At 69.5% G+C, this 10,678-nt stretch carries 12 protein-coding genes; 9 read left to right on the top strand and 3 right to left on the bottom strand.

The window, feature by feature from the left end; genetic code table 11:
- The coding region (locus DQP57_RS25285) for a PPE family protein, SVP subgroup (protein WP_133259310.1) at window positions 1–101 on the top strand (101 nt) is incomplete at its 5' end.
- A gap of 28 nt (window positions 102–129) precedes the next feature.
- Here DQP57_RS25285 and DQP57_RS25280 read toward each other — a convergent pair.
- From DQP57_RS25280 to DQP57_RS25270, 3 genes are read right to left on the bottom strand one after another with little or no spacing between them, the layout of a single operon-like run.
- Complete coding sequence (locus DQP57_RS25280; RefSeq protein WP_112635505.1) at window positions 130–1,143, bottom strand: zinc-binding dehydrogenase; 1,014 nt, start codon at window positions 1,141–1,143, stop codon at window positions 130–132.
- Window positions 1,143–2,330, bottom strand: coding sequence for an LLM class flavin-dependent oxidoreductase (locus DQP57_RS25275; protein WP_112635503.1), 1,188 nt, complete (start codon window positions 2,328–2,330; stop codon window positions 1,143–1,145). Before DQP57_RS25275 ends, DQP57_RS25280 begins: the two co-directional genes overlap by 1 nt.
- Window positions 2,327–3,289, bottom strand: coding sequence for an alpha/beta fold hydrolase (locus tag DQP57_RS25270; protein ID WP_205869236.1), 963 nt, complete (start codon window positions 3,287–3,289; stop codon window positions 2,327–2,329). Before DQP57_RS25270 ends, DQP57_RS25275 begins: the two co-directional genes overlap by 4 nt.
- Window positions 3,290–3,392: 103 nt before the next feature.
- Between DQP57_RS25270 and DQP57_RS25265 the strand changes: the two genes are divergently transcribed.
- The 8 genes from DQP57_RS25265 to DQP57_RS25230 all read left to right on the top strand — a co-directional run.
- Window positions 3,393–3,806 carry a VOC family protein gene (locus tag DQP57_RS25265; protein ID WP_112635499.1) on the top strand — a complete coding sequence of 138 codons (414 nt, stop codon included), beginning with the start codon at window positions 3,393–3,395 and terminating at the stop codon, window positions 3,804–3,806.
- Between the two features lie 195 nt (window positions 3,807–4,001).
- Window positions 4,002–6,431, top strand: coding sequence for an ATP-dependent zinc metalloprotease FtsH (gene ftsH, locus DQP57_RS25260; protein ID WP_112635497.1), 2,430 nt, complete (start codon window positions 4,002–4,004; stop codon window positions 6,429–6,431).
- Window positions 6,432–6,447: 16 nt separating this feature from the next.
- The gene (gene folE / locus DQP57_RS25255) at window positions 6,448–7,062 is read left to right on the top strand and encodes a GTP cyclohydrolase I FolE (RefSeq protein WP_112635495.1); all 615 of its coding nucleotides are present in this window, start codon (window positions 6,448–6,450) and stop codon (window positions 7,060–7,062) included.
- On the top strand, window positions 7,059–7,910 hold the full coding sequence (folP, locus tag DQP57_RS25250; RefSeq protein WP_112635493.1) for a dihydropteroate synthase: 852 nt from the start codon (window positions 7,059–7,061) through the stop codon (window positions 7,908–7,910). The genes folE and folP overlap by 4 nt, the downstream gene beginning before the upstream one ends.
- Window positions 7,903–8,304, top strand: a complete 402-nt coding sequence (gene folB / locus DQP57_RS25245) for a dihydroneopterin aldolase (RefSeq protein ID WP_112635491.1) — start codon at window positions 7,903–7,905, stop codon at window positions 8,302–8,304. Before folP ends, folB begins: the two co-directional genes overlap by 8 nt.
- Window positions 8,305–8,356: 52 nt before the next feature.
- Window positions 8,357–8,902 carry a 2-amino-4-hydroxy-6-hydroxymethyldihydropteridine diphosphokinase gene (folK, locus tag DQP57_RS25240; protein WP_112635489.1) on the top strand — a complete coding sequence of 182 codons (546 nt, stop codon included), beginning with the start codon at window positions 8,357–8,359 and terminating at the stop codon, window positions 8,900–8,902.
- Window positions 8,902–9,378: a DUF3180 domain-containing protein gene (locus DQP57_RS25235; protein ID WP_112635487.1), complete on the top strand. Its 477-nt coding sequence runs from the start codon at window positions 8,902–8,904 to the stop codon at window positions 9,376–9,378. Before folK ends, DQP57_RS25235 begins: the two co-directional genes overlap by 1 nt.
- A gap of 123 nt (window positions 9,379–9,501) precedes the next feature.
- Window positions 9,502–10,678, top strand: a 1,177-nt coding sequence (locus DQP57_RS25230; RefSeq protein WP_112635485.1) for a DUF6779 domain-containing protein, incomplete at its 3' end; no start/stop codon positions are given.

Below are 10,678 nucleotides of genomic sequence, written 5' to 3'. Positions count from 1 at the left end.
CGCCCACCGGCGGGGCGGGGCGCGCCTCGGCCGCCCACTTTGTGACGCCCCGATACGGTTTCAAGCCCACCGTCATCGCACAACCCCCGGCGGGAGGCTGATTCGAAGGCGAAACCCCCGCGACGAACCTCAGGGCGTGACGAGAATCTTGCAGTGCCGCTCGGGGTCGGCCAGGTCGTCGAACGCCGCGCCCACCCCATCGAGGCCGACTTCGCCGGTGATCAATGGGCTGGCGTCGATGTCGCCCTCGGCCAGGGCGCGCAGCGAATCGCCGAACTCGTCGGGCGTATAGGCGAGCACGAATTGCACATTGATCTCTTTGGCGATCGCGAAGAACGGATGCACCGTGTCGGGCTGCATGCACACGCCGGCCACCACCAGGCGGGTACCGGGCCGGGCCCGAAGCATGACGCCGTCGATGATTCCCGGCACGCCGACCGCCTCGAACACCACCGCGGGCTTGACGGTGTCGAAGGGTGACCCCTGCGCCGCGTCCACCGTCTGGTGGGCACCCATCGCGGTGGCGAGCTCGCGCCGCTTGGGTGAAAAGTCCGACGCCACAATGGTTTCGACGCCTTTCGCCCGCAGCGCGGCGATGATGGCGATGCCGATGGGGCCGCAGCCGAGCACCAGGGCCGTCTCGCCGGGCGCGATGTTGGACTTGTTGACCGCGTGCAGCCCCACGGCCATCGGTTCGGTGAGCGCGGCGTGCTTGAGGTCCAGGCCGTTGGGGATGGGCAGCAGCAGCGGCGCCGAGAGCAGCATTCGTTCGGCGTAGCCGCCGACGGTGCTGTTGCTGTAGACGATCGGTTCGACGCCCTTGGCGGACAACAACACCGGCAATGACGTCACCATGGTGCCCGGCGGATGGGTCTCGGTGTCCGGCCCGGCTTCGAGTATCTCGGCGCTGAACTCGTGACCCATGAAGATGTCGCGGCCCAGGTCGACGTGCATGCCGCCCGCGCCGCCCGCCACCCGGTCGCTCATTTCCAGCACCTGGGCGCCGTGGGCGGCGAAATGCAGGTCGGAGCCACAGATTCCGCATGCCCGCACGCCCACCAACACCTGACCGGCCTCCGGTATCGGGTCGGGCACGTCGTCCCGATAGACCATGCGTCCGTCGCGCAACACCGCCGCGCGCATCAGTGCACCGCGTCTTTCTGCTCGTCGACGTGCTCGGTGATGGCCTTGACCACGGCCTCGCCCGCGCGGCCGATCAACTGGTCGCGCTTGGCCTTGGCCCAGTCGTGCGACGAGCGCGACGCTTCGAGTTGTCGTTTGAAGTGCGGAATCACCTTGCGCGCCATCAGGTCATAGCTGTGGTACGTCGCCTGCGGCGATGCCCAATCGTGGCCGAGCATCAGCAGCGTGCCGAAGCCGCCGGAGCGGTCGAGCAGGTCCTCGATGTGCGCGATGGCGTCCTCGGGCGTGCCGATGCAGCAGTTGCCCTTGGCCGCGTAGTCGGCGACGAACTCGTGCGGCGTCTGGGTGCCTTCCACGCTGTTAGCTAGCGGCACAAATCCCGCGGCGCCAAAGTAATTCGCGAAATCCTGCAGCCCATAGGTGCAGTCGTCGATGGCCTGCTCGCGGCTGTCGGCGATGTGCATGATGCTCAAGACGCGCCAGTCGGCGCGGTCCGGCTCGTCGCGACCTGCCTTCGCGGCCTGTTCGCGAACCACGTCCCAGGTGGTTTCCAGCGCGGCGTAGCCGCCGGGCACCGACATCGACAGCGACAGCAGCGACGTGCCAAGCGCGCCGGCCAATCGCGGGCCCGACGGTGAAATCATTGCCGCCGTGGAGATTTCGGGGTAGGGCCAGGTGTAGGGCCGGATGTGCAATTGGGCGTCGCGCAGGGTGAACCAGTCGGAGTGCCGGTCGATGCGTTCGTTGGGTGCGGCACGGAACAGCGCCAGGATCGCCTCGAGTGACTCCTGCATCATCCGGCGCTGCTCGATCGGGTCGATGCCCATCATGTAGGCGTCCGAGGGCAGCGCGCCGGGACCGGTCCCGAACATCACCCGCCCGCGGGTCAGGTGGTCCAGCAGCACCCAGCGATCGGCGACCATGAGCGGATGGTGGTAGGGCAGCGACACCACCCCGGTGCCCAGCCGGATGTGTTTGGTCCGCTCGGCCGCCGCGGCGATGAACACCTCCGGACAGGCGATCAGCTCGTAGCCACCGGAGTGGTGCTCGCCGAACCACGCTTCGTCGAATCCGAGCCGATCCAGCGCGACGACGCGTTCCATGTCGTATTCCAGTGCCACCGTGGGAGATTGGCCGACGGGGTGAAACGGCGTGATAAAGACTCCGAAACGCAGGGGCGCGCTCATTGCAGCTCCAATCCGTTGAGGAATTCCAGTAAGGCCGCATTCACCTCGTCGGGGCGCTCCTGCTGCAGCCAATGCCCGGCGCCGTCGATCATCACCTCTTGGTAGGGCCCGGAGATCGCGTCGGAGGCGCGGTCGGTGCGGGTGAACGACAGGACCGGATCGGCCGTCCCGCCGATGAACAGGCACGGGACCGAGATCTTGACGCCGTCGAGTTCGGGGGTGGTCTCCCAGTTGCGGTCGAAATTGCGGTACCAGTTCAGTCCGCCGGTGAAGCCGGTGCGGGAGAACTCGGCGATGTAGTGGTCCAGCTCGTCCTGGGCTATCCAGTCCGGCAGTCCGTCCGGCTCGGGAAGGCGGTCGAGGAAGCCTTGCGGACCGGGGGTGGCCATCCGCACCAGCGCATCCTTGCCGTCGGCTCGCAGGCTGCCCATCATGCGCCGCATCACCCGGGCGGGATCGGCGTTCAATTCGGCGTCGGCGGCACCGGGCTCCTGGAAATACAGGATGTAGAAGAAGTTCTCGCCGAACATCTTGCGCCACGCCTTCGTCGGCGCCACGTGCGGGCGCGGAGTCACCGGCACGCTCAGCGCGGCGACGGCCGCAACCCGGTCCGGATGCAACAAGGGGGCGTTCCACACCACGGCGGCGCCCCAGTCGTGCCCGACCCACACGGCGCGCTGCGCGTCGACGTCGTCGAGCAGGCCGACCAGGTCGGCCGTCAATTGATGGATGTCGTAGGCGTCGACGCCGCCCGGCCGATCCGAACCGCCGTAGCCGCGCTGATCCGGCGCCAGCACGTGATAGCCGGCATCGGCGAGGACGGATATCTGATGGCGCCAGGAGTAGGCCAGCTCCGGGAACCCGTGCGCCAGGAGCACCACGGGCGCCCCACGGTCGCCCGCTTCGATCACCCTGAGCCGCACGCCATTGGTGTCTACTAACCGTTCGGTTGGGGGCACCGTCCAACCCAAGCACAACGGTTGCTGGCTGAGAAGGCCCCGAACCGGTTCGGCTTGTCCGAATTGCGGGACCGGTGGCCGAAAGCCGGGAATACTCGAACCGATGCGACTGGACCACGTGGTGCTCTGGACGAAGCGCCCCCGGATCTCGATGGACTTCTACACCCGCGTCGTGGGGCTCGAGCCCGTCCGGTTCGAGGAATTCGAGGCCGGCGACGCGCCGTTTCCCAGCGTGCGGGTGTGCGCGGACTCCATCATCGACTTGATGCCGCTTGAGATGGTGCCGGCCGGGGCCTCGTCGGTGGTGGCCGAGGGGAGTGCCGGCCATCCGGTCAACCACATCTGTCTCGCCTTGCCGAAAGGCGAATTCGACGCGCTGGATGCGCGTCTGACGACGGCGGGCGTGGACACCAGCACGCGACTCAACCACAGCTTCGGGGCCCGCGGATGGTCGCCGCATACGTACTACTTCGCCGATCCCGACGGCAACGTGATCGAGGCCCGTTATTACGAGTAGCCGGGAACTGCCGGTCGTTAACTGAGCAGGGCGGCGAAGACGCGTCCACCGCGAGCGGGAGGGCCCACACCGAAGGTAGGGGAGTACCCCCGGCGCCCGGCTCTGCCGGAGCTGGCGATCTCCGCTAGCGGTAGCCTGGACTTTTTCAGCTGCGTGTATATCGGGGAAGGACCTGGCCGGCACGGCCGATGATTGATGAACCGGAAAAACGTGATTCGCACCGTCACGGCGATCGCTGTCGTGGTGCTGCTCGGTTGGTCGTTCTTCTACTTCAGCGACGACACCCGCGGCTATAAGCCCGTCGACACCTCGGTGGCGATGTCCCAGATCAACGGCGACAACGTCAAAAGCGCCCAGATCGACGACCGCGAACAGCAACTGCGATTGACCCTGAAGAAGGGCAATGGCGACACCGACAATTCCGACAAGGTCATCACCAAGTTCCCCAGCGGCTACGCGGTCGACCTGTTCAACGCGCTGAGCGCCAAGAACGCCAAGGTCAGCACCGTGGTGAACCAGGGCAGCATCCTGGGCGAATTGCTGGTCTACGTGCTGCCGCTGCTCCTGCTGGTGGGGTTGTTCGTGATGTTCTCCCGCATGCAGGGCGGGGCCCGGATGGGCTTCGGGTTCGGCAAGTCGCGGGCCAAACAGCTGTCCAAGGACATGCCCAAGACCACCTTCGCCGACGTCGCCGGCGTCGACGAGGCGGTCGAGGAGCTCTACGAGATCAAGGACTTCCTGCAGAACCCGGGCCGCTACCAGGCGCTGGGCGCCAAGATCCCCAAGGGCGTGCTGCTCTACGGCCCGCCGGGGACCGGTAAGACGCTGCTGGCCCGCGCGGTGGCCGGGGAGGCCGGGGTTCCCTTCTTCACGATCTCGGGCTCCGATTTCGTGGAGATGTTCGTCGGCGTCGGTGCGTCGCGCGTGCGTGACCTGTTCGATCAGGCCAAGCAGAACAACCCGTGCATCATCTTCGTCGACGAGATCGACGCCGTGGGCCGCCAGCGCGGCGCGGGCCTCGGCGGCGGGCACGACGAGCGCGAGCAGACGCTGAACCAGTTGCTGGTCGAGATGGACGGGTTCGACCCGCGCGCCGGCGTCATCCTGATCGCGGCCACCAACCGGCCCGACATCCTGGACCCCGCGCTGCTGCGTCCCGGCCGCTTCGACCGCCAGATCCCGGTCTCCAACCCGGACCTGGCGGGCCGCAAAGCGGTGCTGGAAGTGCATTCCAAGGGCAAGCCGATCGGCCCGGACGCCGACCTGGCCGGGCTGGCCAAGCGCACCGTCGGCATGACCGGCGCCGACCTGGCCAACGTCATCAACGAGGCCGCGTTGCTCACCGCCCGCGAGAACGGCACCGTAATCACCAGCGCCGCGCTGGAGGAGGCGGTCGACCGGGTGATCGGTGGGCCGCGCCGCAAGGGCCGGATCATCAGCGAGCAGGAAAAGAAGATCACCGCCTACCACGAGGGCGGGCACACGCTGGCGGCCTGGGCGATGCCCGACATCGAGCCGATCTACAAGGTGACGATCCTGGCTCGCGGGCGCACCGGTGGCCACGCGGTGGCGGTGCCGGAGGAAGACAAGGGCCTGCGGACCCGTTCGGAGATGATCGCGCAGCTGGTGTTCGCCATGGGTGGGCGCGCCGCCGAGGAGCTGGTCTTCCGGGAGCCGACGACCGGCGCGGTGTCCGACATCGAGCAGGCGACCAAGATCGCGCGCGCGATGGTCACCGAATTCGGGATGAGCTCCAAACTCGGTGCGGTCAAATACGGTTCGGAGCACGGCGACCCGTTCCTGGGCCGCACCATGGGAACGCAGGCCGACTATTCGCACGAGGTCGCCCGCGACATCGACGACGAGATCCGCAAACTCATCGAGGCCGCCCACACCGAGGCGTGGGAGATTCTCACCGAATACCGCGACATTCTCGACACCTTGGCGGGCCAGCTGCTGGAAAAGGAGACCCTGCACCGGGCCGAGCTGGAGAGCATCTTCTCGGGTGTCGAAAAGCGGCCGCGGCTCACCATGTTCGACGATTTCGGTGGCCGCATCCCGTCGGACAAGCCGCCGATCAAGACGCCCGGCGAGCTGGCCATCGAGCGCGGCGAGCCGTGGCCGCCGCCGACCCCGGAGCCGGCCTTCAAGGCGGCCATCGCCCGGGCCAGCGAGGCGGCCGCCGCCGCGCGCCTGGAGGCCGACCGAAACGCCAACGGCGGCAACGGTTCTCATGGCACTCAGGGTGGCGCTAGTCGTCAGGGTGAGCCGCAGGGTCCCACCCAGCCCGACTACGGCGCCCCGGCAGGCTGGCGCGCGCCGGGATGGCCGCCGCAGCAACAACAGCCGACCTACTGGCATCCGCAGCCCGGGCAGCAGCCCTATTGGCAGCAACCGGCGCGCGGTTACCCGGGCCCCCAGGGTTATCCGGGACCGCAGGGCCATCCGGGCGGTCAGCAAAGTTATCCCGGTCAGCAGGGGGGAGCGGGTCACCCGGGTCAGGCGCGCCCGTCGTACCCGCCGTATCCGCCGTATCCACCGCCCGGTCAGCCCGCCCCGGAGGGCGGGTCGCCCGACCGCCAGGATGACGACGTGAGCCGGTCCAACCCGCCGGCGCACGGCTGAGCAAACGGAGGATTCGATGGCCTTACGCGGTTTGGGGCCGGATACCGCGATGCCCGCGACGCGCGCATTCGATCAGGAGCGCGCCGAGGCCGCGGTCCGCGAGTTGCTGCACGCGATCGGCGAAGACCCCGACCGGGACGGCCTGCGCGAGACACCGGCCCGCGTGGCGCGCGCCTACCGGGAGATGTTCGCCGGGCTCTACACCGACCCCGACAGCGTGCTCAACACCATGTTCGACGAGGAACACGACGAACTGGTGCTGGTCAAGGAGATTCCGCTGTATTCCACGTGCGAGCACCACCTGGTGGCGTTCCACGGCGTGGCCCACGTCGGCTACATCCCCGGCAACGACGGCAGGGTCACCGGGCTGTCGAAGATCGCCCGGCTGGTCGACCTGTATTCCAAACGGCCCCAGGTGCAGGAGCGGCTCACCAGCCAGATCGCCGACGCCCTGGTCAAAAAGCTCAACCCGCGGGGCGTGATCGTCGTGGTCGAGGCCGAACACCTGTGCATGGCGATGCGCGGTGTGCGCAAGCCCGGAGCGGTCACCACCACCTCGGCGGTGCGCGGCCTGTTCAAGACCAACGCGGCTTCTCGAGCCGAGGCGCTCGACCTGATCCTGCGTAAGTGAGTCCGGCGCCCGTGCAGGTAATGGGAGTTCTGAACGTCACTGACGATTCGTTCTCCGACGGCGGCCGCTACCTCGACCCGGACAAGGCGGTGGCCCACGGGCTGGCCCTGGTCGCCGACGGCGCCGACATCATCGACGTCGGGGGAGAGTCGACCCGCCCCGGCGCCCCCCGGGTCGACCCCCGGGTCGAAACCGCACGGGTCGTCCCCGTCGTCAAGGCCCTTGCTGCGCAAGCAATCACCGTCAGCATCGACACCATGCACGCCGACGTTGCGCGCGCGGCGCTGTGCGCCGGGGCGAGGATCGTCAACGACGTGTCCGGTGGCCGCGCGGATCCCGCGATGGCGCCGCTGCTGGCCGACGCGAAAGTGCCCTGGGTGCTGATGCATTGGCGATCGGTGTCGGCCGAGCGTCCGCACGCCGCACCGCACTACCGCGACGTGGTGGGCGAGGTGCGCGCCGAGCTGCTGGCCAGCGTGGACGCGGCGGTGTCCGCCGGTGTCGAACCCGGCCAGTTGATGATCGATCCCGGATTGGGATTCGCCAAGACGGGACAACACAATTGGGCGCTGCTGCACGCCCTGCCGCGGCTGGTCGCGACCGGCATCCCGGTGCTCCTGGGTGCGTCGCGCAAACGGTTCCTCGGTACGTTGTTGGCCGGGGCCGACGGGGCCCCGCGACCGCCCGATGGGCGCGAGACGGCGACCGCGGTGGTTTCGGCGCTGGCCGCCCTCCATGGTGCCTGGGGGGTGCGTGTGCACGACGTGCGGGCCACCGTCGATGCCCTCAAAGTCGTAGCGGCCTGGACCGGCGGGTTGCGCACGGAACTGGCGGGAGACGATGGCTGATCGAATCGAGTTGCGCGGCTTGAAGGTTCGCGGACAACACGGGGTTTTCGACCACGAGCGCGCCAACGGTCAGGACTTCGTCGTCGACATCACCGTGTGGATCGACCTCGCCGGCGCGGCCGCCAGCGACGACCTGGCCGACACCTACGACTACGCCGCGCTGGCCCGACTGGCGGCCGACGTGGTGGCCGGCCCCGCGCGCAACCTGATCGAAACCGTCGGAGCCCAGATCGCCGACCAGGTGATGGACGACGAGCGCGTGCACGCCGTCGAGGTGACGGTGCACAAGCCGCAGGCCCCGATCCCGCAGCAGTTCGCCGACGTCGCGGTGGTGGTGCGGCGGTCGCGGCGCGGCGGGCGCGGGTCGGTGGTTCCGGCGGGCGGGGCCCTATGACGCGCGCTGACGACGATGACGCCGGCGTAGCCGGGGGCGAGGAGTGGCGCCCATGACCCGCGTGGTGCTGTCGATCGGCTCCAATCTGGGTGACCGGCTGGCCCGGCTGCAGTCCGTTGTCGACGGCCTGGGGGAGACGGTGCTCGCGGTGTCACCGGTGTACGAGACCGACCCCTGGGGCCGGGTGGATCAGGCACCGTTCCTCAACGCGGTGGTGATCGCCGACGACCCGGCCCGCGACGGGCAAGGCTGGCTGAGCCGCGCGCAGGAATTCGAGCGGGCAGCGGGCCGGGTGCGCGGCGAGCGCTGGGGGCCGCGGACCCTCGACGTCGACCTGGTCGCCTGCTACGACCCGACCGAGGTGATCTCCCGGGAGAACAACCTCACGCTGCCGCACCCGCTGGCCCACCTGCGCGCCTTCGTGCTCATCCCCTGGCTCGATGTCGAGCCGGACGCCCGGCTGACGCTGGCCGATGGCCCACAGCCGGTCGCGGGCCTGCTCGCCCAGCTGGAAGCGGCCGACCGGGACGGCGTGCGGCCCACCGGCCTCACCCTTCGGCCCAACGGGAGGCCGGCCGATCGGGGGCCGGCGACCTGATGGGCCCCACCCGAAAGCGTGACCTGACCGCCGCGGTGGTGGCCGCCGCCGTGGTGGGGTACCTGCTGGTCAAGGGCCTGTATCGGTGGTTTCCGCCGATCACGGTGTGGACCGGCCTGTCGTTGCTGGCGGTGGCCGTCGCCGAGGCGCTGTGGGCGCGCCACGTGCGGGCCAAGATCGGCCAGGGCGAGATCGGGTCCGGTCCGGGCTGGCTGCATCCACTCGCGGTGGCACGCAGCCTGGTGGTCGCCAAGGCCTCGGCCTGGGTCGGCGCGTTGATGCTGGGCTGGTGGGTCGGCATCCTGGTGTACTTCCTGCCGCGCAAGTCCTGGTTGCGGGCCGCCGCCGAGGACACCACGGGGACGGTGGTGGCGGCCGTCAGCGCGCTGGCGCTGGTCGTCGCCGCGCTCTGGCTGCAACATTGCTGCAAGTCACCGCCGGATCCGACCGAGCACGGCGAGGGCGCGGAAAGCTAGCCCGGCGCCGGGATTGCCCGCGGTCACCGGGCGAGCAACCCCGGCGTCCTCGCGACCAACCCGGGTGAGAATCGCCGGAGCCACGCGACACGCGGATTGACCTCGCGCAGGTACTCTCAGGCCATGACCGTTCTGTCCCGCGGCGCCCGGGTGCGGCGCGGCGGCCGCAGGCCGGGGTGGGTGCTCTTGACCGCGTTGCTGGTCCTCGCGATGGGGGCCAGTTCCGCATTGGTTTTCACCAATCGGGTGGAACTTCTCAAGCTCGCTGTAATCCTGGCGCTGTGGGCCGCAGTCGCCGGCGCCTTCGTGTCCGTGCTCTATCGCCGCCAAAGCGACGCCGACCAGTCCCGGGTCCGCGACCTCAAGCTGGTCTACGACCTGCAGCTGGACCGGGAGATCTCGGCGCGGCGCGAATACGAGCTGACCGTCGAGTCGCAGCTGCGCCGCGAGCTGGCCTCCGAGCTGCGGGCCCAGGCCGCCGACGACCTCGCCGAGCTGCGCGCGGAACTGTCCGCCCTGCGGACCAGCCTGGAAATCCTGTTCGACACCGACCTGGCGCAGCGCCCGGCCCTCGGGGGGACGCCCGAGGCCGAGCCCCAACCGGAACGCGCGTACAGCGAGTGGGACCGCAACGGCGAAAACCCGCGCGACAACCCGGTGGACTGGGTGCCCAGCGACCGGGTGACCTCGGTGCCGCAGGACAACCCCGGCCGCGCCGACGACGCCATCATCGACGTGCCCGAAGAACCGCTGATCCCGCCTCGCCAGCAGCCGCCGCCCCGCCGCGAACGGGTCCGTCACCAGTACGAACCGGCACCGGATCCCGCATACGCCGAGGAACCCGCGTACGCCGAGGACTCCCCGTATGCGCGACCGGCGGAACCGCGGTTCGAGCCGCGTCAGCAACCGTCCCCCCCGCCGGCGGCCCAATTCCAACCGGAGCCGCAGCCAGAACCCGAACCGCAGCCCGAGCCGGAACCGCAACGACGGCAGCAGGCGCACTGGCCCGGCCAGGGCTGGCAGCCGGCCGCCGCGGAAGGGCAGTGGTTGCCGCCCGGGGCGCCCGCCAGCAATTGGGCCGGCGGCGATTCGCCGGGCGAATCGACCGGCGGGCGGCGACGCGCACGGCATTCGGGCGTCGACGACGCCCGGGATGGCCTGCCCGTCGACCCGGCGCCGTCCGCGCCGTACGGCGACTCCGGCCGCCGGGCGCGATCGCGTCATTCGGCCGAGTACCGCGACTACGGCGTGCGCAATTTCTCACCCGGCGACGAGGCCCCGGCCGCACCCCTGGCTGGTC

Source organism: Mycobacterium colombiense (genome assembly GCF_003284935.1).
In the GTDB taxonomy this organism is placed as follows: domain Bacteria; phylum Actinomycetota; class Actinomycetes; order Mycobacteriales; family Mycobacteriaceae; genus Mycobacterium; species Mycobacterium arosiense_A.
This window is presented reverse-complemented; position numbering and strand designations above follow the sequence as displayed.

What these genes read in the sequence shown, in the direction of transcription:
- folK (WP_112635489.1), top strand. Translation starts at nt 8,357, where the DNA reads ATGACCCGCGTGGTGCTGTCGATCGGCTCCAATCTGGGTGACCGGCTG.
- folB (WP_112635491.1), top strand. Translation starts at nt 7,903, where the DNA reads ATGGCTGATCGAATCGAGTTGCGCGGCTTGAAGGTTCGCGGACAACAC.
- folE (WP_112635495.1), top strand. Translation starts at nt 6,448, where the DNA reads ATGGCCTTACGCGGTTTGGGGCCGGATACCGCGATGCCCGCGACGCGC.
- DQP57_RS25265 (WP_112635499.1), top strand. Translation starts at nt 3,393, where the DNA reads ATGCGACTGGACCACGTGGTGCTCTGGACGAAGCGCCCCCGGATCTCG.
- ftsH (WP_112635497.1), top strand. Translation starts at nt 4,002, where the DNA reads ATGAACCGGAAAAACGTGATTCGCACCGTCACGGCGATCGCTGTCGTG.
- DQP57_RS25235 (WP_112635487.1), top strand. Translation starts at nt 8,902, where the DNA reads ATGGGCCCCACCCGAAAGCGTGACCTGACCGCCGCGGTGGTGGCCGCC.
- DQP57_RS25280 (WP_112635505.1), bottom strand. Translation starts at nt 1,143, where the DNA reads ATGCGCGCGGCGGTGTTGCGCGACGGACGCATGGTCTATCGGGACGAC.
- DQP57_RS25275 (WP_112635503.1), bottom strand. Translation starts at nt 2,330, where the DNA reads ATGAGCGCGCCCCTGCGTTTCGGAGTCTTTATCACGCCGTTTCACCCC.